The following is a 24413-nucleotide window of genomic DNA, read 5'->3' on the forward strand; positions in this document are numbered from 1 at the left end:
CACAAAGCCCTTCCGCCCGTAAGACAAATGCCACGGAAGCCGGAAGCGGATGCGCCAGACACACTCTCGCCTTTCCAGACTGTCAGGCTCTTCCACGGTGCTCGTGCGCGGGGCCGGGGTTGCCGGGCTTGCGGCGGCGCTCGAACTGTCCCGCCTTGGGCTTGCCGTCACCGTAGCGGACACCGGCCCGGCGCCGGGACACGGGGCTTCCTTCTATGCCGGCGGCATGCTGGCGCCCTGGTGCGAGGCGGAGACCGCCGGACCTGAAGTGCTGAAACTTGGACTTGAAGCTGCAGACTGGTGGGACGCGGCGGTACCGGGGCTCGTGTCCCGCAAGGGTACGCTGGTTCTGTGCCCGCCGCGCGATCAGGCGGAACTGCGCCGCTTTGCCAGCCGGTCCGCAGGCCACCGCATGGTGGATGCGGCGGAGATTGCAGAGCTGGAACCTGCGCTGGCCGGGCGGTTCCTGACCGGGCTGTTCTTCGAGAGCGAAGCGCATCTCGACCCGCGCCTTGCCATGGCGGCGCTGTGGAAGCAGCTGGAAGCGCAAGGCGTCACCTTCCGCTTGGGCGATGCGGCGCAACGGGCTGAGAGCGAGGCATCTCTCGTCATCGACTGCACGGGGCCCGGCGCCATAGACCGGGTACAGGGCCTGCGCGGTGTTCGTGGCGAGATGCTGTATCTGGAGACCAGCGAGATTTCCCTGTCGCGGCCCGTTAGGCTGCTGCATCCGCGCCATCCGCTTTATGTGGTGCCGCGCGGCGGCGGGCGCTTCATGGTAGGGGCGACCATGATCGAAAGCGACGACGGCGGCCCGGTGACGGCACGCTCGGTCATGGAACTGACCAACACCGCCTATGCGCTGCATCCGGCCTTTGGCGAAGCGCGCATCGTGGAACTGGGCGCCGGTGTGCGTCCGGCCTTTGACGACAACATGCCGCGCGTGGTGGCAGAGCGGGAACATCTGCCCCCCGGCACGGATCTCGCAGTGGCCGGCATGTACCGGCATGGTTTCCTGCTCGCCCCGGCCCTCGCCCGGCAGGCAGCGGATATGGCCGCACGGCGGCTGATGGAAAACACGGGAGATGCAAACACATGAATGTGCTGGTGAATGGCGAGGCCGTGGCCTGCGCGGCGGAAACCCTGCCCGCCCTGCTGCGGGAACTCGATTATGAAGGCGACTGGCTGGCCACCGCCGTCAACGGCGAACTGGTGCCGCGCGAAGCGCGCGAGGCCTGCCGGCTGAAGGAGGGCGACCGGATCGAGATCCTGTCGCCGATGCAGGGAGGTTGAGATGAGCCTGACGCTTTATGGCAGCGGCGTTTCATCCCGCATGCTGCTGGGCACGGCGCGTTATCCATCCCCTGCCGTGCTGGCCGGGGCGGTGCGCCGCTCGAAGGTTGAGATCGTCACCGTGTCGCTGCGCCGGGAGACGGCGGGCGGGCGCAATGGCGGCGCCTTTTTCCAGATGATCCGGGATCTGGGCGTCAAGGTTCTGCCCAACACGGCCGGATGCCACAGCGCGTCCGAGGCGGTGCTGACGGCGAAAATGGCGCGCGAGGTCTTCGCCACCAACTGGATCAAGCTGGAGGTGATCGGCCACCACGACACGCTGCAGCCCGATGTGTTCGAACTGGTGGAGGCCGCGCGCATTCTCAGCGCCGAAGGCTTCGAGGTGTTTCCCTACACCACCGATGACCTGATCGTGGGGGAGAAGCTGCTGGCAGCCGGATGCCAGGTGCTGATGCCCTGGTGCGCGCCCATCGGCACGGCTGCGGGCCCGCAGAACCTTGCCGCCCTCAGGTCCATGCGTGCCGCCTTCCCGGATGTGCCGCTGATCGTCGACGCAGGGCTTGGACGCCCCTCCCATGCCACCACGGTGATGGAGCTGGGTTTTGATGCGGTGCTGCTCAACACGGCCGTGGCGGGAGCCTCGGATCCGGAGCTGATGGCCGAAGCCTTTGCCGGGGCGGTGGAGGCCGGGCGCCAAGGCTATCTTGCCGGATTGCTTGAACCAAGGGACATGGCCGTGCCATCAACCCCCATCATTGGCAAGGGGGCCTTCGGATGACGCTTGATCCGTTCTATCTTATCGTCGACAGCTCGGACTGGATCGCCCGCCTTGTGCCGCAGGGCGTGAAGCTGGTGCAGCTTCGCGTCAAAGACTGCGAACCTGAAGCGCTGCGACGCCAGATCCGCGAAGCAAAGGCCGTGTGCGAGGCCCATGGCGCCACGCTGGTGCTGAATGACTACTGGCAGATGGCCATCGACGAAGGCTGCAGATGGCTGCATCTGGGGCAGGAGGATCTGGCAGAGGCCGATCTTGCCGCCATCCGCCGCGCCGGGCTGAAACTGGGGCTCTCCACCCATGACGAGGCCGAACTTGAGACGGCGCTTGCCGCCAAGCCCGATTATGTGGCGCTGGGTCCGGTCTATCCCACCATCCTGAAGGAGATGAAGTGGGCGCCGCAGGGGCTGAAAAGGCTCGGCATCTGGAAGCAGCGCATTGGTGCATTGCCGCTGATCGGCATTGGCGGGCTGACACCGGAGCGGGCGGAAGCGGCGCTTGCCGCAGGGGCTGACAGTGCAGCGGTTGCCACCGACATCACCCGCAACACAGATCCGGAAGCGCGCGTGCGGGAATGGCTCGCCGCCACGGCCCGCTGGCGCTGAGCATCAACGGGGGATCGAGCCTCAGGCCTGCAGCGGTACGGTCATGCGCACGACAAGGCCATGGCCGGTAAATTTGCGCTCGATCTTGCCGCCCAGTTCGCCGCGGATGCTGGCGTCAATCAGCCGTGTGCCGAAGCCCTTGGCTGTCCCCGGTTCCACGGGTTGCGCGGATTTCTCCGTCCACACCAGTTGCAGAAGCTTGCCCTCGGGAGCGGCTTCCAGCGTCCAGTCCACGGTCAGGGAAGCCCCGTCATCGCCGACACGGGCATATTTGAGTGCGTTGGTTGCCAGCTCGTGGAAGACGAGGCTCAGCGCGTGCGCAGCCTTTTCGTTGAGAACCACGGGGGGGCCGCACAGCTTTTCACGCTGGAGCGCTTCGCCGAACACCTGCTCCAGTTCCTGCTCCAGAAGCTCGTTGAGCCCCGCCCGCTGCCAGCGGGACCGGGTCAGGAGGTCCTGCGCATTGGCCATGGCCTGCAGTCTGGAGGCAAAGGACGAAGAAAAGCTCTCCAATGAGAGAGAACTGCTGGCCGTCTGGCGGGCAATGGCGAGAATCCGGGCAATGGAATTCTTGATCCGGTGCTTCATTTCCTGAAGCATCAGATCCTTCTCGGCGATGACCTGCTGCGACATGGTTTCCAGCTCACGCCGGGCTTCGACGGCCCGGTTCTGATTGCGGATGGAGACCGCCAGCGCCGCCGCGAACAGCAGCGAAAACGTGCAGATCAGCAGGGAGCGCCAATGCGCCGCGATGCCGTTCTTCGCATCAGGCTGCCGCACCCGCACGAGCCAGTCGCGGCCGGCAACGGTGATTTCTCCCGTCATGGACTGGAAATCCTTTTCCGACAGCTTCACAAAGCCGTCAGACCGGAACAGCACAGGCTGCGCGGAACTGTCGGCACCGGTGTCCGTCACCTCTACCTCGACCGGCAGTTCCTGCGGATGCGTCAAAGACGCAAGGATCAGATCTCCTGCGCGCACCGGAGCATAGATGAAACCGTCCGGCTGCCCGCCGGGCTCATCGTCCAGCACACGCGGCTGGCTTCCGCGAAAGGGACTGTAGACCAGAAAGCCTGCCTGTTTTTCCGTTCCCGTCTCCTGCACCAGTTCGACCGGTGCCGAGGCATGGGGCTTGCCGGTTTCCATGGCGCGCGACATGGCGGCCCGGCGCAGGGGCTCGCTGAACATGTCATATCCGATGGCCCGGGCGTTGCGCGGATCCTGCGGCTCCAGCATCACAATGGGCGTGCGCCAGTCTTCTGCGGTGGTCTTGGGCCAGACGGCAGCTTCACGCCCGAAATGGACGGACAGCGCCTCATTCACAGGGGCCTCTGCCCCGGTTCGGATCAGTTGTGCAAAGCCGACACCTTGAAGTCCGCGGAGCTGGCCCGTCAGTTCAAGGCCTAGAACGAAGGTGCGAAACTCGTTATGTCCGGCAACGCCCCCTGCAGCCTCGAAAAAGGCCTGGGTAGCCGCCAGCACATTGAGCTGCTGGTCGATCCGGCTGCTGACCCGGTCAATGGCTTCCCGGCCAACGGCCTCAAACCGCTGCCGTTCCGACGTTGTTTCAGCCTGAAAAACGGCCCAGGTCAGCCAAAGCCCAACACAGGCCACGGCAAGGAACACGGCCGGGGGGAGATACTTCCTCATGACATCTGCAACCGTGCTCAGGGGACAGGTGATATGCACACACTCTGCCGAGTCAGGAGTAAACGGTGTGCCTTGCCAGTTTTCAATAGGTTACGTTAGGACAATGTGCTGAATTTTCGGGGTTAACCCCATCTGGCCGGAGAAATCAGGCCGTATGGGGCTCCACGGGAAACTCGATGCTGTATGTCACCAGGCGCGGCGTAAGGCTGTAGCTGGCCTTGCCGTTGACAGCCAGCGGTACAACCCGCTCCAGCACGGTGCTGCCAAAATGGCGGTCATAGGCCGTGCGGGATGTCTGGCCGGCGCCCGGTTCGCCGGCCTGCGGCGTCACGGTTTCGATCCAGACGATTTCCACCATCCGTACTCCGTCCTGCTTGCTCAGCCGGCAGCGCACCGTGACCGGCGGGCCAACGGTCAGCGCCGTTCCGTAGCTGACCGCATTGACCATCAGTTCGTGCAGGGCCAGGCCCACATGCAAGGCCGCATTCGGGTCCAGCAGGGCGTTGTCGCCCAGCACCTCGACCAGATGCGGATTCTGCGGCACATAGCGGCTGACCTGCTGGCGCACCAGATCCTCGAAATAGGCGCCATGCCAATTGGAGTCCGTCACCAGATCCTGCGACTGCGCCAGCGAATGCAGCCGCCCACGGAACTTGGCCAGAAACTGGTCCATCCGGGTGGAATGCCGCGCCGTCTGCGAGGCAATGCTCTGGATGATGGCAAGAAGGTTCTTGGACCGGTGGCTGACCTCGCGCAGAAGCGCCCGGAGCACCTTCTCGCGGCGGGTCTTTTCGGTGAGGTCAGCGATCGTCGTCAGCAGATAGGGCCGCGCGCCGAAGGACGTCACCTGTTCCACATTGAAGGAAAAAACCCCGGCCTCACCGAGATCGGCCTCAAAAAAAGCCGGCCCGCCCGAGGCCATGACCTGAGCCTTGCTGGCCGCCAGCATTCCAGCCAACTCGTCACCAAAAATGGCGGCATCGGTCGGATGGCCTGCTTCCGGATCCAGCCTCCAGGGCGCGGGGAGATTGGCGGCATAGACATAGTTCAGCTGGCTGTCCTGAAGAGTCAGGCAGATGCCCGACCGCTCCAGCGCCAGCAGCAGATATTCACGCAGATGGGCCTCCGGCTGCCCCGGATCCTTCCAGATCAACCGATGAACCACCGGCGCCACTCCAACTCCCGCAGAAAGGGGCTCCGCTGCTCTTGCAGCCAGCCCCTCCTGCTGTTCGCTCCGGAACATCACCTCTGCTCTAGCCCCGGCGCAGCACACCAGCGATCAGGGACAGGACGAGGAAGACCAGAAACACGAAGAATAGAATCTGTGCAATACCGGCAGAAGCACCGGCAATGCCGCCAAACCCCAACACACCTGCGATGATCGCAATCACAAGAAATACAGCCGCATAATACAGCATGATCAACTCCTTCTGAAAGACACAGTTCCTGCATTGCCACAGGACTTTCCGCTCTCCAGCTTCGAGATTTTCACCACCTCTGCTTTGCAACGATAGTATGCAGTGCAGAGGCAAGGTGCTGATCATGTAACGGCTGAACTCCCGTGTGGTTCCATCGCATCCGGCTCTCGCGGGGTCAAACCTGTTATAGCAAGACCCTGCGGCGCTGACGCATCAAGCCTGGAAGGCGGAAGCGCCATGTGGCACGGCATTACTCCGCCGCCGCAGCCCTGGCGCTTTCGTCGAAGAACAGGGCCTGGCTGATCAGGGCCTTCACCATGTCCGGATTGAAAGGCTTGGTCACAAGGAACGCCGGTTCCGGCCGCTCGCCCGTCAGCAGGCGCTCCGGAAAGGCGGTGATGAAGATGACCGGCACCGTCACGTCCGCGAGAATCTCGTTCACCGCATCAAGGCCGGAACTGCCATCGGCAAGCTGGATATCGGCAAGGATCATCCGCGGCCGGGTCTCGCGGAACAATTCCACTGCCTCCGCATGGGTGCGGGCAATGCCGGTAACCCGGTGGCCCAGCCCTTCCACCATCTGCTCGATGTCCATGGCGATCAGCGGCTCATCCTCGATGATCATGATATCGGTGGCCACCTGACGGGAAATGTCCTCCGCCGCCTCGCGCAGCAGGGCGCCAAACTCGGCTTCCGTCACGGACAGGATATCCGCTGCCTGGGCCGCGGTGAACTCCTCGACCGACACCAGCAGGAAAGCGAGACGGCTGCGCGGCGGCAGCGACGCAAGGTAACTGGAGGCCCGGCGCTCCCACAGGAACGGCGATTCCGACGTCTCGATCTTGATCAGCGTGGAACCAAAAAGCGTGGCAAAGAGTTTGTAAAGCGCAACCCGGTCGTCCTGCGCCTCTGGCAGAAGCGACACATCGGCAATCAAGGCCTCGAGGGTCGCCGCGACATAGGCATCGCCTGATGCCTGCGAGCCGGTCACGGCTCTGGCGTAGCGGCGCAGATAGCTCAGGTGAGGTGCAATACGGGTCGAAAGCGACATTAAAAAACGCTCCTTAGGGCTCCCCGTGTGGCCTCCGGAATGGAACTGTGCCGGGGAGAAACCGGATTGTGACCGCCCGCACGCACGGGCATCTTGGGAAAAGAACGGCTGGATCCCAAAAAAGTTCCTCCTGCCTGGAACTTTTTTTGACGGTCCGCATTTTCCTGACAGATACGAAACGGATGCATGATGCCCATGAACGACTGGAAAAAGCCCGGAACACCGGACGCTGGCACTGGAGCGCTGGAAGGCGCTCATGCCCAGCAGATCTCGGCCCGCCTCCGGCAGCTTTACGACACGGTACAGAACGAAGGGATTCCCGACCGGTTTCTCGACCTTCTGGAGCGCCTCGACGAAGCTGAGGAGAGGAGCTTGAAGAAATGACGGCAGCGGGGACGGCAGACACGGCGCAGGCGGCAGACCCGCGCAAGATTTTCAAGCGTGAGATGCTCGCCTGCCTGCCGAGCCTGCGCGCCTTTGGTGTGTCGCTGGCCGGGAACGCCGACAGGGCTGATGATCTGGTGCAGGACGCCATCATGAAGGCCTGGGCCAAGCAGGAAAGCTTCGAGCTGGGCACCAATATGAAGGCCTGGCTATTCACCATCCTGCGCAACGAATTCTACAGCCAGGCCCGCAAGCGCGGCCGCGAGGTGCAGGACAGCGATGGCCTGTTCACCGAACGTCTCGCCGTGCATCCGGGCCAGTATGGCTCGCTCGACCTGCAGGACTTCCGCAAGGCGCTGGAAGAGTTGCCCGACGATCAGCGCGAAGCCATCATTCTGATCGGCGCCTCCGGCTTTTCCTATGAGGAAGCGGCGGAGATCTGCGGCTGTGCCATCGGCACGATCAAGAGCCGGGTCAACCGCGCCCGCAACCGCCTGCAGGAACGGCTGCAGATCAGCGGCGAAGAAGATTACGGCCCTGACAGCCTGTCTGCGCCTGTCACCCAGCAGCTATTTCACGGCTGACCGCGAAGCAGCCCTGTGGCCTTGCCTGCGGCGGGCAGAACTTTCCTTCGTTCTGCCTGCTTGAGCTGTCTGGATGCCCCGGCTGCGGCACGAGAGGGAGTTTGAATGCGCGTTACAGCTCTCCTGAACCGGGATGGCGGCACCCTGAAGACGGCCGATATTCAGGCGGTCTGCAGCCTTATCGAGACGGAGTTCTCCGCCGCAGGCCATGAGGTGCGGTGTATCGTCACCTCCTCCGCCCGCCTTCAAGACAATCTGAAACGCATTGCGGATGATCCGGCGGCAGAGGTCATTCTTGCCGGCGGCGGGGATGGCACCATCTCGGCTGCCGCTGCGATGGCCTACCGCTCCGGCAAGGTGCTGGGCGTGCTTCCGGCCGGCACCATGAACCTCTTTGCCCGCTCCCTCGCCATTCCCTTGCCGCTCGACAGGGCCATCGCGGCACTGGCGAAGGCAGAGGTGGTGCGCTCCGACATCGGCCTGATGAATGGCCGGCCCTTCGTGCATCAGTTTTCCCTCGGCCTGCAGGCGCAGATGATCCGCGAGCGCGACAAGGCGGAACATGCCTCGCGCCTTGCCAAGATGTGGGGCAGCTTCCGCGCCTTCCTGCGCTCCACCTTCCGCCCCTTTTCCTTTCGCGCCAAACTGCGCACCGGCAGCGAGGTCCGGCGCGGGCGCTTCAGCATCATTGCCGTGTCAAACAACGTCTATGGCGAGGGCACGCTGCCCTATGCGGCGCGGCTGGACGAGGGGGTTCTGGGGGTCTACAGCGTCCGCCGGCTGACCTCGCTGGAAACAACGCTGCTGGCCGCTGACCTTGCCCGCGGTGCGTGGCGCTCCAACGCCAATCTCATGTATGACCGCGCCCGTGAGGTCGAGGTGGAACTCTCCCCTTCCATGCGCCGCAAGATTGGCGTGCTGGATGGCGAGCTGATCGACCTGCCGCTGAAGATCACCGTGAAGATCGAGCCGCAGGCTCTTGCCGTACTGCGTCCGGCTGCGGCCGGAGCAGCGTAATCCGCTCTGCTGCCTGACCTGCCCCTTCAGCCCTTCCCCCACACGCAGAAATCCCGGCACAAGGCCGGGATGAAGACAGATGCGGGCTATAATACCAACTCTCGACAAAGCTTGGCTCATCAAGAATTGGTCAAGCCCATGCGGCGCCTGAGCAATTTCAAGGTGTGATGCGTCAGAACCGAAAGCCTTGGCATAAGGGGGTTACTCGCTGCCGGCCGAGCGGGTGCGGGTGGCGAGGAACAGGCCGGCTATTGCGAGAACGGCCAGGCCCATGGTCTTGCCCTTCCCTCCGGCCAGAAGGGGTGCAGCCGCGGCAAGGGCGATGGCGTTGAGCGCGCGTTTCTGCTCACGCTTGCGCCGGTCCTGCCGGTTCAAAAGCATCATGATGGCCACCAGCAGCGCAGCCAGAGACAGCAGCAGCAGCGCAGCAACGAAAAGGACGGCAACCGGATCATATCCGGTGCGGATCACCCAGATCACGGCGGCGGTGGCGCCGAAGCCCCAGGCGGTGAGCACCAGCAGGGCACAGGCCCCAAGCAGCAGGACGCTGCGGCGAAGCTGCCGCAGCCTTCCTTTTGCGTCACCCAGGGTGTCCAGGGCGAGGGAAGCCAGAAGGCGCATGGTTTAGCGCCGCATCAGCAGGGCTGCGAGCACGCCGGCGCCAGCGGCAATGGCCAGCGACTGGAGCGGGCGGGCGCGAACCTGCGTGGCAACCTTGCCTTCCAGATCGGCAAGCTCTTTCTTGAGCGTCTCCAGCGCATCCTCACCGGCGGCCTTCAGGTCATCGGCCTTGCCGCTGCCATAGCAGGCGACGGCCTTGCCGAGATCGGCGACATCGGCCCGGACGCGGGCGATGCGCTCCTCCAGATCCTTGGCGGAAACAGACTTGCTGGTGTCATTTGCGGCGTTCTGAACTGCTGCAGGCATGATGTGCTCCTGTGTCAGGGCCGGAAGCCGGCCCGGATGAAGGGAAATAGTCTGGCCGGTGGCGCCCACGATTGCGGGCGCCACGCAGGGTTTGACCGAAGTTCAGGCAGGGTTAGCGGATAACCGTGGTTTCCGGGCTCTGCCGGTAGGCCTCCAGCGTATAGGCCGGAGCATTCTCGATGGCCTCGGGCGTCACCGACGTGGTGGCCTGAATGGTGCCCTCGGCATCACGCTGGATCATCACGTTGGAGGCTTCAACGGCCACCGGCTTGCTGCCGATGCCAAGCACACCGCCCACGTTGATCACATAGGCCTCGGCCTTGCCGGCGGGTGCGATCACAACATCGGAAATCTTCCCGGCGGTGCTGCCGTCTGCCGTGACCAGATTGGTGCCGATCAGGTTGTCAGTGCTGATCACATTGACACCTGAAGCCTGTGTGCTGCCTGCCTGACCTGCGGTACCGGCACCCGGCATGACCGTGGTGGTGCCGGCGGTATCGTCGGTCAAACCGACCGATTCGCTCAGCTCATCGATCACCGACGGGCCGGTCAGGCTGGTCTTGTCGAAGGCAGGTTCTGCATTCAGCTGCTGCGGCGTCATCTGCACCATCAGGCGGCTTTCGCCGTTCTGGTCGATCCAGGTCAACTGATTAAAGGGAACGGCAACGTCCTTCCCCTCAACCTCAGCGGTGCTGTCAACCGAGATGATCACGGCGTTAACCTCACCGCTCTCGGTCATCGCCACATCGGACACCTTGCCGATGCGTTCACCTTCGGTGGAACCGGTCGCATGGACGTCCTCACCGATCAGGCTGCTGGCGACAACTTCGGATGCGATGCCGGAAAGGCCGGACGGAGCCATCGTACCAGAGGGCTGGCTCATGTCCTGTTCAGGCATCACGCCCGGCTGTGTATCCATCGGAACACCTGGCATTACTGCAGGTTTTTCGACAAACGGCGCCGTCCCTGGTGCATTATTCATGTCCTGCGCCATTGCCGGAGCGGCAATAAGTACAGAAACAAGAGCGGTTGTAGCAAGAATCCTTTGGACCATTATTTATCCTCCATTTCTTGCAGATGACCTCGCCGATCCCTGAATTGAGAAACAACTGAAAGTCATCCTGTTTTTCCCACACACGGTAGCAAAACACACCACGGAGAACTTTGTTCCAAAAATTTTTCCTGCATATTTCGCCGGGCCGGGATCATCATCCATATTTACTTGAGTTAAAAACTCAGGTATTGAAGGTGCAATCAAAAACTCAAGGTTGCGCACCCGTGACAAAACTCCGGATGCTGATGCTGGCCCTGGCGGCCAATGCATTCCATCAGGCGGCATTGATCGCCCTTGTGCCGGTATTGCAGCATCTTTTCGGTGTCAGTCTCGCAACGCTCGGGGCCCTGGTCGGGCTTGGCCTGCTCGCGGCCGCTCTTGCCATTCCGGGCTGGGGCCGTGTGGCAGCCAGCCACGGGCTTGACCGGGCCCTGCAGCTGACGCTGACGGGGGGCGGCCTCGGCGCCATGGTAATGGGCGCAGGCATTGCCGCAGCAGCATATGGCTGGCTCGCCGCCCTGCCGGCCTTCGCGCTTCTGGCCGCCGGACGCCTGATCTACAGCCTCAGCGCCCCGGCCATTCTGCCGCTGGCACAAAGCGTGGGCACGGTCCGGAAACCGCAGAACACCGGAACAGAGGGCGCGGCGCTGGCCGGACACATCGGCCGGCTCAATGCCATGAACGGCATTGGCCGCCTCGCCGGAAATGCCCTGATCGCGCCCCTGCTTCTGCTTGGCGCCTGGGCGCCCGTTCTGCTGCCCCTGCCGGTCTATCTGGCGGCGCTTGTGCTTTTCCTGCATCAGGACGCAGGCGAAGAACCTGCCGTCCACCCGGTTCCGAAGATGGAAGCCGGTGCAGCCAGACCGGGGTGGCGCCCGCTGGCGGGGCCTCTGTCTCTTGGTTTCCTGCTGCAGCTGTCCACGGGCGCGGCCTATGTGCTCCTTGGCCCCGTCATCGCGCGGCGGCTCTCCCTCTCTCCTTCGGAAGCGGCCAGCGCAGCCGGACTGTGCCTGGCCGTCTCTGTCGCGGTGGGCATTGCCGTGCAGCTCGGCCTTGAGCGGATCATCGGCCACCGCCTTCAGGCAGGCCGCCTGGCCGGGACAGTGCTTTGCGCAGCCGGGCTTGGCCTTCTGGCCTTTGCCGCCAGCCTGCCGGTGCTGGCGCTTGCCGCAGCGCTCACCGCTGCCGGTCTTTCCGTAGCCTTGGGCGCCAATACGGCCCTGACCCTGTCCGCCGAAGGCATGCCAGAGTCAGGCCGCGCCCTTGCCTCCACACGCCTCAGCAGCCTGCAATTTGCCGGGCTTGCTGCAGGCTCACTTGCGGGCGGTGTTCTGGGCTCCATCAGTCTCGACATGGCCCTTTCCGTTCTGGCGGGCGCAACCGCGCTCACCGCAATTATCATCCCAATCCTCACCCGTTTCAGCCGCAGCAGCGGCCCGGCACTTCAGCTCGCCCTCCCGGATCTGTCCGCCGCCGCCCCTGTCCACGCCCCTCATAAAGGAGCATCCGAATGAACCCCGTGCTCGAAATGCGCCCCCATGCCGGCACCCCCGCCTTGCCGCTCGATGTTGCCGGAATTGGCATCGGCCCCTTCAATCTCAGCGTCGCTGCGCTCCTCGACAGCGTGCCGGGGTTGAATGCGCGCTTCTTCGAAAAGAAGAAGCAATTCGTCTGGCATCAGGGTCTGATGTTCCCCGGCTCGATCCTGCAGACCTCGTTCCTCAAGGATCTGGTGACGCCCGTCCTGCCGACCAGCCCGCATTCCTTCACCGCCTTTCTGGTGGAGAAGAAGCGCTTCTACGATTTCCTCTCCGGCCGCTTCACCGGCGTCACCCGGATGGAGTTCAACGAGTATCTGCAATGGGTGAGCGGACGGCTCGACACTCTCAGCTTTGGCGAGGAAGCCACGGCCGTGCATCTGGACGGCAGCCGCCTGCGGCTGGAATTCGCCAGCGGCCGCACGGAGCTCGCCCACAATCTCATCGCAGGCGCAGGCATGGTGCCGTTTGTGCCGCCCTGCACGGCCGCGCATCTGGGGGCCGACTGCTTCCATGCGGGAAGTTACCTGACCCAGCCGCGCAGTTTCACGGGCAAGCGCGTGGCCGTGATCGGCGGCGGTCAGACGGGCGCGGAAATCGTGCTGGATCTTCTGACCCGTGCCGAGGGCGCGCCCGCGCATGTGAACTGGATCAGCAATCTGCCGCGGTTCTCGCCGCTGGAGGAAGGTGGTTTTGTCGATCAGGTGTTCACGCCGGGCTATGTCGCGGCCTATCGGACGCTCCCCTTCGAGGCCCAGCGCAGCGAGATTTCCGGCCAGAAGCTCGCCAGCGACGGGCTGACGCCCGCCACGGTGGACACACTCTTTGCCGAGATCTACCGCCGCCGCCACCTCATGGGCGAGAGCTGCATTTCCCTGCTGCCGGGCCGCAATCTGGAGGCAATGGACCGGCAGAACGGCGGGTTCCTGCTGCACACGCACGCGATCACAAGCGGCGAGAGCGAGCTTTTCGGCGCTGACGCGGTGATCCTGGCGACCGGCGCCCGCCCTGCCCTGCCAGCCTGCCTTGAGCCCCTGCGCCACCGGCTGGATCTTGATGCCAATGGCCTGCCGGTTCTGGATGCCAGCTACCGTCTGCAATGGGATGGCCCCTCCAGCATCGGCCTCTTCGGCCTCAATCTCGGCCTGTCGTCGCACGGGATCGTCGATCCGCAGATGAGCCTCATGGCCTGGCGCAGCGCCGTCATCATCAACGCCCTGACCGGGGAGGATCTCTTCGATGTCAGCGCCGGACCGGAACTGGTGGACTGGCCGAAACGCCTCCCGGATGAAGCCCCGCTCACCCGGGCCGTCGGCTAACCCGGCCGCCACCATCGCCGCCGCCTGCCAGACCTGCCCCGGTCCTGGCGGCGGCGGCTGACCTGATCCCGATTGACGAGGACCCGGCATGAACCAGCTTCTGCCTTCAAACCGGATGACACCCGCTGCCGCGCCCATGGATGCCGCAGCGCTGGCCGATCATTCCGCCGCCAGCGCTTTCCTGAATGCCCTGTTGCGCGAGTGGGACGGCTGGTCTGCGCTTGCCCCCGGCGAGCGGGCGAGCCTTGAGGCCTCCCTGCCGGACGGTTTTGCCGCGCCGGGCGGAGAAATCCTGAAACTGCCGCTTGCGGGCGGCGATGCGCTTCTGATCCACGCCCCGGCCCGCACCCCCTTCCGCACCGCCGTTCGCCTGCCTTTCTGCCTGATGGGCGCTGATGGCAGCCTGCGCAAGGTACCGCTGGCTACGGCTCTGGCCCTGCTCGTTACTGATCCGGTGGCAAGCGCGGGCGATGAAGCCCTGCAGATGAAGCTGCTGCAGCGGGTGATGGACAGCCGCCTCGCCGCCGAAGAAGCCTTCCGCGCCCGCCCGCCGCTGGGGCTCGCCTCAGGCTGGACTTTCCAGCAGGGCGAGCAGGCCCTGACCGGCGGCCACGCCACCCATCCCAATCCGCGCAGCCGCGACGGGCTGGAACTGGAGGAGGCACGCCGCTTCGCGCCGGATCTGGGCGGATGTTTCCCGCTGTTCTGGTGCCTCGCCCACCGCTCCACTCTCGTCCTGGCCAGCGGCACGCTGACCCCGGCAGAACAAATGCTGCGGGCACTGGCCCAGAGCGATCCGTCCTTGCCGCAAGAGCTGCACCAGCCGGAAGACGGCTTCGTGCCGCTGCCCTGGCATCCCTTTCAGGCGCCAAAGCTTCTTGCCCGGGCGGATGTCATCGCCCTCCTGCGCGAAGGCCTGCTGCGCCCGCTGGGCGAGCTGGGCCAGCCCTTTGCCGCCACCGGCTCTTTCCGGGGTGTCCATGCCTGGCATGCGCCGTTCATGCTGAAATTCTCGCTCTCCCTGCGCCTCACCAACTCCCGCCGCACCCTGGCGCGCAAGGAGGTGGAACGCGGGCTGCAACTGGCCGAATTGCTGGATGGCCCGGTCGGGGAAAGCCTTGCCGCCGAATTCCCGAAGGCCTCGATCCTGCGCGAGCCTGCCTATGTGGCGCTGAAGGATGCAGATGGCGGGGCGCTGGAGGAAAGTTTCGTTGTCCTGCGCGACAACCCGTTCCGTGATGAAACCGCCGCCGGTCCGGTGATGATGGCGGGCCTGTGCGAGCAGCGCCCGGATGGCGCTTCACCTCTTGGCGAGTTGATCCTTACCCGTGCCGCCCGCGATGGCAGCGCGGCGGAGGATCTGGCGGAAAGCTGGCTGCAGGGCTTCCTGGATGTGGCGATCCATCCGCTTCTGGAAATCCGGGCCCGCTACGGCCTGCTTTTTGGCGCGCATCAGCAGAACATGACGCTGGCGCTCGATGAGCATGGCTGGCCCGCACATCTGTGGCTGCGCGACTGTCAGGGCACCGGCCACCTCACCACTCATCACGGCATGCTGGCAAAGCACCTGCCCGATATCGGCCGCCACGCGGAAAACGTCGTGCCGCCGGAACTGGGCGACGGGCTCGTCTGCTACTATGTCATCGTCAACAATCTGATGAGCGTGATCGCCACACTGGTGCTGGATGGGCTCATCCCGGAAGAGCGGGCCAAGCGCTGCCTTCTCACCTTCCTGCAACGGGAAAAGGTGCAGAGCCAGGGCGACACCAGCCTGCATGATTTCCTGCTGAACCGGCCAACCTGGGTGAGCAAGGGCAATTACCGCACCAGCCTCAGCAATGTGAACGAGGCTTCGGGCGATGGATCGGGCCAGCTTGCCGCCTTCCTTGAAATGCCGAACCCGCTGCTGCCGCTGATGCGCGCGCACGGGAAGTGACACGGAGACACAGCCCATGAACATTCATGCTGCCAGCACCACCCGGGCGGAAGCCCTCGTGACCACCCGCCTCGACAGTGCCGGGGAAACACCGGTTCTGTCGCTGCGCCTGAACGGCACAACGCCCGGCGCGGATGAGCTGACCGGCGCCGTGCTGCGGGCGCTGGAAGCGGCCTTTGCTGCTGACGGAAGCCTTCACCGGCTGATCCTTGATCCGGCGGATGCGCCGCTCACCGTCCGCGATCTGCCCTTTGCCCATCCGGTTGCGGGCGGGCTGGAGGTGCGCCGTGACGGCTTCTACCAGACAGACCTGCTCTGGCTCAGGCACAAGCCCACTGGACGGCTGCGCACCGGACTGGTGCCGGGCCCGGATGGGCGCGATCACCCCTTGCGCCCGCCCCATCCGGTGGGCGTGGTCTATGAGCGGTATGATCCGGTGGCCGATCTTACCGTCTCCTTCCGTGCGGTGGACATCGACCGGGACCTCGACACCTTCCACCGCTGGATGAATGATGGCCGTGTTGCCTATTTCTGGGAACTGGCCTGGGACAAGCCGAAGCTGCGCGACTATCTCGCCGCCTTCGCGGAGCGCCCGCATACCTATCCGCTGATCGGCTGTTTCAACGGCGAGGAGGCAGGTTACTTCGAGACCTACTGGGTGCGGGAGGACCGGCTTGGCCCCTTCTATGACAGCGGCCCCTGGGACCGGGCCTGGCATGGGCTGATCGGCGAGCGCCGCCACCTTGGCCGGGCCAAGACCGGCGCCTGGCTGCGCAGCCTGCTGCATTACCTCTTCCTTGATTGCCCGATGACGGAAAACATCATGGGCGAGCCGCGCATCGACAATGCCAAGCTGCTGAACTACGCCGCTGAGGTCGGCTACGAAAAGGTCAAGGAATTCGACTTCCCGCACAAGCGCTCGGCCCTGATGCGCTGCTCGCGTGACCGGTTCTTCGCGGAGGTGCGGCTGTGAACGCGCCCTTTGCACTATCCACCCCGGCAGACAGCCGGAGCGCCGCTGACGCCCGCTGGCAGGAGGTATGCCGCGCAGGCCTTGCCAAGATGCTCGACGAGCTGACCTATGAGGAAGTGCTGGCGCCGGAAGCAGAAGGCGACAGCGCATATGCCCTGCGCCTCAAGTCCGGCATCACCTGGCGCTTTGCCGCCCGCACCGGCGCCTGGGGCAACCTGCTGACGGACAGCCGGACAATCCGCCGTGAGCCGGAAGGGGCCATCTCGCCGCTTCAGTTCACGCTGGATGCAAGGGCAGAGCTCGGGATGGCGCCGGAAACCCTTGCCACCTTCCTGCGCGAACTTTCCAACACCCTGCGGCAGGACATGATCCTGCATCAGAAAACGGAAGGCCTTGAGGCGGACCGGTTGCTCGACTTGCCCGTGCATGTGCTGCACGGCCTGCTGGAAGGCCATCCCAAGGCGGTGGCCAACAAGGGCCGCCTCGGCTGGGGCGCGGATGACCTTGCCCGCTATTCACCGGAATCGGCCGAACCCTTCTCCCTGTTCTGGCTGGCAGCCACCCGGCAGAACTGCCGTCTGGGCGGTGATGACCATGAAGCGGCGTTCCTGCGCCGCCAGCTCGGCGAAGCTGAGGCGGCAAAGCTTCTCGCCCGCCTCACGGAAAAGGGGCTCAGCCTTGAGACCCACACGCTGATCCCCGTGCATCCCTGGCAGTGGGACAATGTGATCCAGCAGGCCTATGTCACGGATCTTGCCACCGGCGATCTGGTGTTTCTCGGCAGCTTCGGCGGGCGCTATGTGGCCGGTCCCAGCCTGCGCACGCTCACCAGCATCGACCGGCCCGGCTCTGCGGATGTGAAGGTGGCGCTGACCATCCTCAACACCTCCGCCTGGCGCGGCATTCCGGGCAAATACATCGCCATCGGCGCTGCGCTCTCTGACTGGCTGGAAGGCATCGTTGCCTCAGATGACCTGCTTGCCCGGCACGTGACGATCCTGCGCGAGGCACGCGGCATCTGGTACCGGCACCCGCTCTATGGCCAGATGGAGGATGCGCCCTATCAGCATGGCGAAACGCTGGGCGTGATCTGGCGCGACAATGCCTCCGGCCGGGTGGGGCCGCACCGTCGCGCCTGTCTCTATGCCGCGCTGCTGCATCGCGATGCGGAGGGGCGGCCGCTCGCCGTGGCCCATGCGCGCCGGGCGGGACTGGACATCGCGGACTGGCTGAAGCACCTGTTCGAGGTCAGCGTGGTGCCGCTCTATCACATGCTCTGCCGCTTCGGCACGGGCTTCATCGCCCATGGGCAGAACATCACCGTGGTGCTGGAAAGGGACCTACCGGCCGGCATTGCCATCAAGGATCTGCAGGGTGACGTGGATCTGGTCAATGTGGTGTTTCCCGAACAGGCGGACCTGCCGGACGAAGTGAGGGCGGTGCTGCCGTCGAAGCCTCCGGCCTATATCGTTCACAACATCCAGACGGCGCATTTCGTCACCGTGCTGCGCTTTTTCTCTGCCCGGCTCGAGGCGTCCGGCGTGCTGCCGGAAGACAGGTTCTACCGGCTTCTGGCGGATGTGCTTGAGGCTTATATGGCGGCACATCCGGAGCTGGCGGAACGGCACAAGATGTTCGATCTGTTCCATCCGTCGATGCCGAGGGTCTGCATCAACAAGGTCCGCTTTGCCATCGGCTATGGCGATTCCGCCCAACGGCCGATGCCAGCCCTGGGCACGGATCTACGCAACCCTTTGTGCCGTTGCGGAAATGTTGCGTGAACGCAACAGTACAACTTTTGCAAGGCGCACACGCCGAACAAAACTTGAATCTCCAATTCATATATGCAGTGTAGCGCCAATATCAGGAAGCCAGGCCGCAAGGGCCAAGCCACCGCAGACCAGACTTCAACCGCACATGCAACAGGTGGCAGGCCATGCATTTCAAGACACTTGCACTGACGACAACGGCGCTTATCGCAGCCTTTCCGGCACTGGCGCAGGATGAGACCGCGCAGAAGACGTCCACCCTCGACAAGATCGTCATCACTGCGGGGCGTAGTGAAAACGAGGTCAGCACGCTGGCGCAGTCGGTTGTCGTCATCGACCGCGAGCAGATCGAGGCTGCCAGTTTTGGCTCCACCGATCCGACCGATCTGATCTCCCGCCTTGTTCCGGGCTTTGCTCCGTCTAACCAGACCATCTCGGGTGCCTCGGAAACCTTCCGTGGCCGCAGCGTGCTGATCATGGTCGATGGCGTGCCGCGCAACACGCCGCTGCGCGATAACTCCCGCATCCTGTCGATGATCGATCTCAACACGGTCGAGCGCATCGAAGTGGTGAATGGGTCTTCCAGCCTTTATGGCGCGGGCGCAACCGGCGGCACCATCAACTTCATCACCAAGCGCGGGGTGGAAGAGGGCATCCGCACCACCATCACCACCCAGGCATCCGCCTACACCCAGGACATCGGCAATTCCATTGCCCCGTCCGTGAGTGCCAATGTGGAAGGCCGTATCCGCCAGTTCGACTATTTCTTCTCCCTCTCCGGCGACATGACCCGCAAGACCTATGATGGCCGCGGCAACGAGATGCCCTCTGATGCCATGATCGGGCAGGGTGGCAGTGACCGGACGCGTCAGGGCAACATGTTCACCTCGCTCGGATACGAGAATGAAAGCCGCCGCTTCGGCCTGTCCTTCGACTGGACCTATCTCGACCAGAAGCCCGACTGGCTGACCAACTACTCCAGCAACCCGATCAGCCCGGACTACACCTCCCCCTATACCGGCGAGCGCCTGAAGGAAGATTCCAAGTATTTTACTGGAACATTCACCGAGAATGACTTCATCTTCGGCACCTTGAACGTGACCGCATTCTACAATTCCATCCGGAAGCAGTCCCTGTTCAACACTCTTTCGACTGCAAACTCGTTCGTCTATGGCGCATCGAATGGGTCCACCGTTGTATCGCCCTACAACCAGACCATTCTCAAAAGCGACCGCGCCGGGATCAATGCAACGGTCAACAGTGACCTGGACTTCATCCGTGACGGCGCGAAGATCACCTGGGGTGCCGACTACACTTACGATCACACGACGCAGGAGCGCGTGGATGGGGCAGCTGTCATTGCACCGATGACGCAGAACCAGATCGGCGCCTTTGCCCAGCTGGAAGTGCCCGTGACAGACCGGTTCACCCTGCAGGGTGGCGCCCGCTTCGACCAGTTCTACCTTGATGTCGAAGACTTCACCCGGCCGTCGGGTATTTTCCTGTACAATGGGTACCGGGTCCCACTGCGCGAAGTCAGCGTCACCGGCGGCAGCTTCACCTATAATTCTCCGACCTACAACATCGGCGGTGTGTTTGATCTGACCGAGGAAGCCCAGGCCTTCGCCAATTTCTCGCAAGGTTATTCCCTCGCGGACATTGGCGGTTTCACACGCCGGGCCGGCGCCAATTCCGTTGCCGACATCTGCGCGACATACGGCTCTATTCTGGCTGCTTATGGTTGCGGAACCGGCGCGCCGAACCTCAACATCAGCTATGCGAACATCGCCCCGGAACCGGCGCTCGTGAACACTTATGAAGCGGGCTTGCGTGGAGACTGGGGCCGGTTCCGCGGCACCGCCAGCGCCTATATCTCCACTTCGGACAAGGGCACGTCCTTCGACGCCACCACAAACAGCGTTTCCCAGCAGAAGGAAAAGATCTGGGGCTTTGACCTCACCGCCGAAGCGGATGCCACCGACCGGCTGAAGATCGGCACCGTCTTCGCTTATGTGGAGGGCAAGTATGACGCCAATGGAAATGGCAAGATTGATGCCGGCGAATACCTGCCGAACAACCGTATCCCCAACACCTACAAGATTAACCTCTATGGTGAAATGCGGTTCATGTACGACATCATGGCGCGTGCCGAGGTGGAATACTTGTCCGGCCGCAAGGTGACGAGCCAGCATCTGCCGAATGCGACCCTGCTGCACCTTGGCATGTCCAAGGACATGGGCAAGTCCGGCAAGCTGTCCTTGGGCGTGCGCAACGTGCTGGACACCTACTATGTCAATCCGGTGGCCAGCGCCGTGCGCGGCGCGGAAGTGCCGGGCCTTGGCCGTACGGTTGCCCTCACCTACCGCGTGACCTTCTGATCCTGAGGCCTCCCGCAGGCGATTGCGGGAGGCTTGCCTTTTTTCCGGAAAGACCAGTGCCATGCGGGATGCACCAGCACCCCAAAGCCAGACAGCGCCAGCAGAGAAGAGCCGGATCCGTCTTTATGTGACGCTGGCCGGGCTCTATCTGGCGCAAGGCATTCCCACCTATCTGATCGCCGCCGCCCTGCCGCCCGTTCTGCGCGAGCAGGGCGTTTCGCGTACGGCCATCGGGCTTTTCTCGCTGCTGATGCTGCCCTTGGTGGCGAAATTCGCCTGGGCGCCCTTCGTCGACCGGATCCGCCTTTTGCCCATCGGCCACCGGCGCGGCTGGATCGTGCCGATGCAGCTCGCCTGCTCGGCCGCTCTTTTCGCCATGGCCTTCATCCAGCCCACGGATGTGGTGGGGCTGTTCATCATCTGCATGGTCATTTCCGTTGCCATGTCGACCCAGGACATCGCCACGGACGGCTATGCCACGCAGAAGCTGACGGAAGCGGACCGGGGCATCGGCAACGCCTGTCAGGGCGGGGCAGTCGCCTTCGGCGTCGTCATCGGCGGCAGCCTGTCGCTGTTCCTGTTCGAAAAATGGGGCTGGCAGCCGACGCTGCTCTTCGTCGCCGCCCTGTCCCTCATTCCCCTCGCCATGACCGTGATGATGGAGGAGGACGAGGACAGCGGCCCTTCCCGAACCGGCGAACGCTCCGCTGCTCCCCGGCCCTCGCTCCGCGCCTTCTTCCGCCGCCCGGAGGCCGTGCAGATCCTCATCGTGGCACTGGTGTTCCGCGCCAGCGAAGGCCTCGTCAAGGCGATGGAAGGGTCTTACCTCGTCGATATCAAGCTGCCGCTGTCCTGGATCGGTTATCTCTCGGGCGCTTCGGCGGCGACGGCCGGGCTTCTTGGATCCGTGGTGGCCGTGGGCCTGATGCGCTGGCAAGGCACCCGCACGGCCCTGATCACCCTTGGCGGCCTCAGGACCATCTGCTTTCTGATGTTCGCCCTGCATGCGCTGGGTCTGTCGGACAGCCTCTATACGGTCATCGGTGCGGCCGGGTTCCAGACGCTGATCCGCTATATGGAAATCGTCGTGCTCTATTCGCTGTTCATGTCCGTCGCCTCCAAAGACCAGCCCGGTACGGATTTCACCATTCTCGCCTGCGCCCAGCTGGTGGTCTATCTGGCCGGGTCGAGCGCCTCCGGCATGCTGGCGGACAAGCTCGGCTATGGCACTCTCTTCACCCTGTCCACGGCCCTGTCCTGCCTTGCCGTGCTGCTGACGGCCACACTCCTGCGCCGCAAGCCCGCCCCGCCGATGTTTGAGGAAGTCCGCCCATGAACGGCCCTGCCCCTCTGATTGCCTTCACCACGCTTCCCAGCGGCGCCCCCGCCGGCCTGCTGGCAACGCTCGTGTCCGAAATGCTCCGCAACGGCATGGACATCACCCGTCCCTCCCCGGCCGAAGTGGTGCTGAACCTTGACCCCAACACCGTTGGCCTCAGCGTTCAGGAGGGCGAAGGGCTGCGCATCACGGTGCAGGCAAACGGGCTGGTTCCGCTGCACCGGCTGAAGCAATGGCTGATGGAGCACCTCGAAGAGCTGCAGCCCGGCACGACCGCCGCCTTGCGCTGGTCCGACGATGACCCGCGCGATGGCGAGGTGGCCCCGCCCTATTTCCACGAACTGACGATGCTGAAGAAGGTGGCGCTCAGCCCTGTCATGCTCCGCCTCACCTTCAAGGTGGAGGGGATGGAGCGCTTTGGCAGCGACGGGATTCACGTGAAGCTGCTGCTGCCGCCTGAAGGCCGCCCCCCTGTCTGGCCTAAGCTTGCCGCCAATGGCGCGCTGATCCTGCCTGAAGGGCCGGACGGACTGCACATGCGCTATTACACCCTCAAGGAAACCCGGCGCGAAACGGCAGAGATCGATATCGACGTTGTCCGCCATGCGGGCGGCGCCGTCTCGGACTGGGCCGAGGCCTGCCGCCAAGGCGATGTGATCGGGCTGCTCGGCCCTTCCGGCTTCCAGGATCCGCCGCTCGCAGGACCGCTGCTCCTTGCCGCCGACGGCACAGGCGCGCCGGCCGTGGCCCGCATGATCGAGGCGCTGGCGGCGGACATGGAGCGGGAAGGCACCCCCGTTTCCGGCGGCGGCCATGTGATCCTCGGACTCGGCACGGATGAAGAGGTGCAGGCCTATCTTCCCGCCGCCAAGGTTGCCCGCCTCGGCCTCACGGTACACGGCCTTGCCCCGGAAGCCTTCGATGCGGATCTGGAACAGTCCATCCGCACGGTCTTTGCCGGCACGAAGCCCGCCTTTGCCTGGTTTGCCGGCGAACAGCAGACCGCCCAGCAGCTCCGCCCCCTGTTCCGCAAGGACTTCGGCCTCGGCAAGGGCAGCCAGTATGCGATTGCCTACTGGACGAAGGGCAAGACCGGGATGGAGCGGTAAGCTCAGGCGGGGACGGCGACGAGCCGCATTTTCTTTCTGCCTCTCCGCGGTCATCCCGGACGCAGCGAAGCGGAGATCCGGGACCGGAGAGCCAGAGCCTTTCGGTCAAAACGCGTTGAAACAGCATCCACCCCGGCTCACCGGTCCCGGATCGCGCAGGGCGCGTCCGGGATGACGATGGAGAGGGTTTTCTTCAGCCCCGGCGGATGCAGCATCCGCCGGGGTTTTGTTACGCTTGGCCGTTTCAGCCCTGTCTCACTCCAGCCCGTCGAACAGCGCCGTGGAGAGATAGCGCTCGGCAAAGGACGGGATGATGACGACGATGGTCTTGCCGGTCATGCCGTCACGCTGGCCGACCTTTATGGCCGCCGTCAGCGCCGCGCCGGAGGAAATGCCGACCGGCACGCCCTCGGTGCGGGCAACCTCACGGGCCATGGCGAAGGCCTCGTCATTGGTCACCTTGACGATTTCGTCAAAGACCGAGGTGTCCAGCACACCCGGCACGAAACCGGCGCCAATGCCCTGGATCTTGTGCGGGCCGGGGCTGCCGCCGGACAGGACCGGGCTGTCGGCCGGCTCCACCGCCACCACATGCAGGTCCGGCTTGCGGCTCTTCAGCACCTGCGACACGCCGGTGATGGTGCCGCCCGTGCCGATGCCGGAGACGAACACATCCACCTTGCCGTCCGTGTCGTTCCAGATCTCCTCCGCCGTGGTGCGGCGGTGGATCTCCGGGTTGGCCGGGTTCTCGAACTGCTGCGGCATCACCGCGCCAGGGATCTCGCTGACCAGCTCCTGAGCGCGGGCGATGGCACCCTTCATGCCCTTCGGCCCTTCCGTCAGCTCCAGCTCGGCGCCGAGGATCTTGAACATCTTGCGCCGCTCAATGGACATGGTCTCCGGCATGACGAGGATCAGCCGGTAGCCCTTGGCGGCGGCCACGAAGGCCAGCGCAATGCCGGTGTTGCCGGAGGTCGGCTCCACCAGCGTGGTCTTGCCCGGCTGGATCTGGCCGGCAGCTTCCATTGCCTCGACCATGGCAACGCCGATGCGGTCCTTGACGCTGGAAATCGGGTTGAAGAACTCCAGCTTGCCCAGCAGAGTGGCCTTCACCCCGTGCTTTTCCGCAAGGCGGTCCAGCCGCACGAGCGGCGTGTCGCCGATGGTTTCGGTGATCGAGCTGTAAATCCGGCCGCGGCCCGGCTTCCTGTCGGTCATTCTCATCTCCCGTCCTGGCCCCGGCACCATGATGCGGGGCACCTGTTCTTCTGTCGGAATTCTGAACCCTAACCTA

Annotated in this window: 23 protein-coding genes; 15 read left to right on the forward strand and 8 right to left on the reverse strand. The window is 64.2% G+C overall.

Translation table 11 applies throughout. The annotated features are described in order from the left end of the window. Window positions 1-49 precede the first annotated feature (49 nt). The 4 genes from ASC48_RS04375 to ASC48_RS04390 are packed head-to-tail and all read left to right on the forward strand — an operon-like array spanning window position 50 to window position 2673. Window positions 50-1099 carry an FAD-dependent oxidoreductase gene (locus tag ASC48_RS04375; protein WP_055454567.1) on the forward strand — a complete coding sequence of 350 codons (1050 nt, stop codon included), beginning with the start codon at window positions 50-52 and terminating at the stop codon, window positions 1097-1099. Next, complete coding sequence (thiS, locus tag ASC48_RS04380; protein ID WP_055454568.1) at window positions 1096-1293, forward strand: sulfur carrier protein ThiS; 198 nt, start codon at window positions 1096-1098, stop codon at window positions 1291-1293. Before ASC48_RS04375 ends, thiS begins: the two co-directional genes overlap by 4 nt. A gap of 1 nt (window position 1294) precedes the next feature. Then, a complete protein-coding gene (locus tag ASC48_RS04385) occupies window positions 1295-2071 on the forward strand; it encodes a thiazole synthase (protein ID WP_055454569.1) in 777 nt (258 codons plus the stop codon). Further along, the gene (locus ASC48_RS04390; RefSeq protein ID WP_055454570.1) at window positions 2068-2673 is read left to right on the forward strand and encodes a thiamine phosphate synthase; all 606 of its coding nucleotides are present in this window, start codon (window positions 2068-2070) and stop codon (window positions 2671-2673) included. The genes ASC48_RS04385 and ASC48_RS04390 overlap by 4 nt, the downstream gene beginning before the upstream one ends. Before the next feature lie 21 nt (window positions 2674-2694). Here the strand turns inward: ASC48_RS04390 and ASC48_RS04395 are convergent, their stop codons facing one another. The 4 genes from ASC48_RS04395 to ASC48_RS04405 form a co-directional block, all read right to left on the reverse strand. Continuing rightward, on the reverse strand, window positions 2695-4323 hold the full coding sequence (locus ASC48_RS04395; RefSeq protein WP_072242520.1) for a CHASE domain-containing protein: 1629 nt from the start codon (window positions 4321-4323) through the stop codon (window positions 2695-2697). 145 nt (window positions 4324-4468) lie between these two features. Continuing rightward, the gene (locus ASC48_RS04400) at window positions 4469-5488 is read right to left on the reverse strand and encodes a sensor histidine kinase (protein ID WP_055454837.1); all 1020 of its coding nucleotides are present in this window, start codon (window positions 5486-5488) and stop codon (window positions 4469-4471) included. A gap of 88 nt (window positions 5489-5576) precedes the next feature. Further along, window positions 5577-5741 (reverse strand): DUF1328 domain-containing protein, encoded by a 165-nt coding sequence (locus ASC48_RS19255; RefSeq protein WP_072242536.1) that lies wholly within the window; start codon window positions 5739-5741, stop codon window positions 5577-5579. Window positions 5742-5991: 250 nt separating this feature from the next. Then, window positions 5992-6792, reverse strand: a complete 801-nt coding sequence (locus ASC48_RS04405) for a response regulator (RefSeq protein WP_050473526.1) — start codon at window positions 6790-6792, stop codon at window positions 5992-5994. A gap of 195 nt (window positions 6793-6987) precedes the next feature. Here ASC48_RS04405 and ASC48_RS04410 point away from each other — a divergent pair, with 195 nt between their 5' ends. From ASC48_RS04410 to ASC48_RS04420, 3 genes are all read left to right on the forward strand, one after another. After that, window positions 6988-7176 (forward strand): NepR family anti-sigma factor, encoded by a 189-nt coding sequence (locus ASC48_RS04410; RefSeq protein WP_141658868.1) that lies wholly within the window; start codon window positions 6988-6990, stop codon window positions 7174-7176. After that, window positions 7173-7760 (forward strand): RNA polymerase sigma factor, encoded by a 588-nt coding sequence (locus tag ASC48_RS04415; protein ID WP_050473528.1) that lies wholly within the window; start codon window positions 7173-7175, stop codon window positions 7758-7760. Before ASC48_RS04410 ends, ASC48_RS04415 begins: the two co-directional genes overlap by 4 nt. Before the next feature lie 105 nt (window positions 7761-7865). Then, window positions 7866-8777 (forward strand): diacylglycerol/lipid kinase family protein, encoded by a 912-nt coding sequence (locus tag ASC48_RS04420; protein WP_055454573.1) that lies wholly within the window; start codon window positions 7866-7868, stop codon window positions 8775-8777. A gap of 201 nt (window positions 8778-8978) precedes the next feature. On the opposite strand, the gene ASC48_RS04425 is transcribed toward ASC48_RS04420, so the two are convergent. The 3 genes from ASC48_RS04425 to ASC48_RS04435 form a co-directional block, all read right to left on the reverse strand. Then, complete coding sequence (locus ASC48_RS04425; protein ID WP_055454574.1) at window positions 8979-9398, reverse strand: hypothetical protein; 420 nt, start codon at window positions 9396-9398, stop codon at window positions 8979-8981. Window positions 9399-9401: 3 nt separating this feature from the next. After that, window positions 9402-9704, reverse strand: coding sequence for a hypothetical protein (locus ASC48_RS04430; protein WP_072242537.1), 303 nt, complete (start codon window positions 9702-9704; stop codon window positions 9402-9404). Between the two features lie 112 nt (window positions 9705-9816). Further along, a complete protein-coding gene (locus ASC48_RS04435; protein WP_167345113.1) occupies window positions 9817-10623 on the reverse strand; it encodes a PRC-barrel domain-containing protein in 807 nt (268 codons plus the stop codon). Window positions 10624-10982: 359 nt separating this feature from the next. On the opposite strand from ASC48_RS04435, the gene ASC48_RS04440 reads away from it, so the two are divergent. From ASC48_RS04440 to ASC48_RS04475, 8 genes are all read left to right on the forward strand, one after another. Beyond that, entirely contained in the window at window positions 10983-12272 is a 1290-nt protein-coding gene (locus ASC48_RS04440) for an MFS transporter (protein WP_141658869.1), read from the forward strand. Continuing rightward, a complete protein-coding gene (locus ASC48_RS04445) occupies window positions 12269-13615 on the forward strand; it encodes a lysine N(6)-hydroxylase/L-ornithine N(5)-oxygenase family protein (RefSeq protein ID WP_055454578.1) in 1347 nt (448 codons plus the stop codon). Before ASC48_RS04440 ends, ASC48_RS04445 begins: the two co-directional genes overlap by 4 nt. Before the next feature lie 88 nt (window positions 13616-13703). Further along, window positions 13704-15551, forward strand: coding sequence for an IucA/IucC family protein (locus ASC48_RS04450; RefSeq protein WP_082439980.1), 1848 nt, complete (start codon window positions 13704-13706; stop codon window positions 15549-15551). Between the two features lie 16 nt (window positions 15552-15567). Continuing rightward, window positions 15568-16524 (forward strand): GNAT family N-acetyltransferase, encoded by a 957-nt coding sequence (locus tag ASC48_RS04455; RefSeq protein ID WP_055454580.1) that lies wholly within the window; start codon window positions 15568-15570, stop codon window positions 16522-16524. Next, window positions 16521-18305, forward strand: a complete 1785-nt coding sequence (locus ASC48_RS04460) for an IucA/IucC family protein (protein WP_141658870.1) — start codon at window positions 16521-16523, stop codon at window positions 18303-18305. The genes ASC48_RS04455 and ASC48_RS04460 overlap by 4 nt, the downstream gene beginning before the upstream one ends. A gap of 155 nt (window positions 18306-18460) precedes the next feature. Next, window positions 18461-20671 carry a TonB-dependent receptor gene (locus ASC48_RS04465; RefSeq protein ID WP_055454582.1) on the forward strand — a complete coding sequence of 737 codons (2211 nt, stop codon included), beginning with the start codon at window positions 18461-18463 and terminating at the stop codon, window positions 20669-20671. 61 nt (window positions 20672-20732) lie between these two features. Further along, the gene (locus ASC48_RS04470) at window positions 20733-22007 is read left to right on the forward strand and encodes an MFS transporter (protein WP_055454583.1); all 1275 of its coding nucleotides are present in this window, start codon (window positions 20733-20735) and stop codon (window positions 22005-22007) included. Then, a complete protein-coding gene (locus tag ASC48_RS04475; RefSeq protein WP_055454584.1) occupies window positions 22004-23119 on the forward strand; it encodes a siderophore-interacting protein in 1116 nt (371 codons plus the stop codon). Before ASC48_RS04470 ends, ASC48_RS04475 begins: the two co-directional genes overlap by 4 nt. Before the next feature lie 255 nt (window positions 23120-23374). Here the strand turns inward: ASC48_RS04475 and cysK are convergent, their stop codons facing one another. Next, the gene (gene cysK, locus ASC48_RS04480; protein WP_055454585.1) at window positions 23375-24337 is read right to left on the reverse strand and encodes a cysteine synthase A; all 963 of its coding nucleotides are present in this window, start codon (window positions 24335-24337) and stop codon (window positions 23375-23377) included. Window positions 24338-24413 lie beyond the last annotated feature (76 nt).

It is taken from the genome of Pannonibacter indicus, from assembly GCF_001418225.1.
Lineage (GTDB): Bacteria > Pseudomonadota > Alphaproteobacteria > Rhizobiales > Stappiaceae > Pannonibacter > Pannonibacter indicus.

Bases quoted from the DNA above. Each gene is read 5' to 3' on its own strand.
- ASC48_RS04375 (WP_055454567.1), top strand. From the start codon at position 50: ATGCGCCAGACACACTCTCGCCTTTCCAGACTGTCAGGCTCTTCCACG.
- thiS (WP_055454568.1), top strand. From the start codon at position 1,096: ATGAATGTGCTGGTGAATGGCGAGGCCGTGGCCTGCGCGGCGGAAACC.
- ASC48_RS04385 (WP_055454569.1), top strand. From the start codon at position 1,295: ATGAGCCTGACGCTTTATGGCAGCGGCGTTTCATCCCGCATGCTGCTG.
- ASC48_RS04390 (WP_055454570.1), top strand. From the start codon at position 2,068: ATGACGCTTGATCCGTTCTATCTTATCGTCGACAGCTCGGACTGGATC.
- ASC48_RS04395 (WP_072242520.1), bottom strand. From the start codon at position 4,323: ATGAGGAAGTATCTCCCCCCGGCCGTGTTCCTTGCCGTGGCCTGTGTT.
- ASC48_RS19255 (WP_072242536.1), bottom strand. From the start codon at position 5,741: ATGCTGTATTATGCGGCTGTATTTCTTGTGATTGCGATCATCGCAGGT.
- ASC48_RS04405 (WP_050473526.1), bottom strand. From the start codon at position 6,792: ATGTCGCTTTCGACCCGTATTGCACCTCACCTGAGCTATCTGCGCCGC.
- ASC48_RS04410 (WP_141658868.1), top strand. From the start codon at position 6,988: ATGAACGACTGGAAAAAGCCCGGAACACCGGACGCTGGCACTGGAGCG.
- ASC48_RS04415 (WP_050473528.1), top strand. From the start codon at position 7,173: ATGACGGCAGCGGGGACGGCAGACACGGCGCAGGCGGCAGACCCGCGC.
- ASC48_RS04420 (WP_055454573.1), top strand. From the start codon at position 7,866: ATGCGCGTTACAGCTCTCCTGAACCGGGATGGCGGCACCCTGAAGACG.
- ASC48_RS04425 (WP_055454574.1), bottom strand. From the start codon at position 9,398: ATGCGCCTTCTGGCTTCCCTCGCCCTGGACACCCTGGGTGACGCAAAA.
- ASC48_RS04430 (WP_072242537.1), bottom strand. From the start codon at position 9,704: ATGCCTGCAGCAGTTCAGAACGCCGCAAATGACACCAGCAAGTCTGTT.
- ASC48_RS04435 (WP_167345113.1), bottom strand. From the start codon at position 10,623: ATGGATACACAGCCGGGCGTGATGCCTGAACAGGACATGAGCCAGCCC.
- ASC48_RS04445 (WP_055454578.1), top strand. From the start codon at position 12,269: ATGAACCCCGTGCTCGAAATGCGCCCCCATGCCGGCACCCCCGCCTTG.
- ASC48_RS04450 (WP_082439980.1), top strand. From the start codon at position 13,704: ATGAACCAGCTTCTGCCTTCAAACCGGATGACACCCGCTGCCGCGCCC.
- ASC48_RS04455 (WP_055454580.1), top strand. From the start codon at position 15,568: ATGAACATTCATGCTGCCAGCACCACCCGGGCGGAAGCCCTCGTGACC.
- ASC48_RS04465 (WP_055454582.1), top strand. From the start codon at position 18,461: ATGCATTTCAAGACACTTGCACTGACGACAACGGCGCTTATCGCAGCC.
- ASC48_RS04470 (WP_055454583.1), top strand. From the start codon at position 20,733: ATGCGGGATGCACCAGCACCCCAAAGCCAGACAGCGCCAGCAGAGAAG.
- ASC48_RS04475 (WP_055454584.1), top strand. From the start codon at position 22,004: ATGAACGGCCCTGCCCCTCTGATTGCCTTCACCACGCTTCCCAGCGGC.
- cysK (WP_055454585.1), bottom strand. From the start codon at position 24,337: ATGACCGACAGGAAGCCGGGCCGCGGCCGGATTTACAGCTCGATCACC.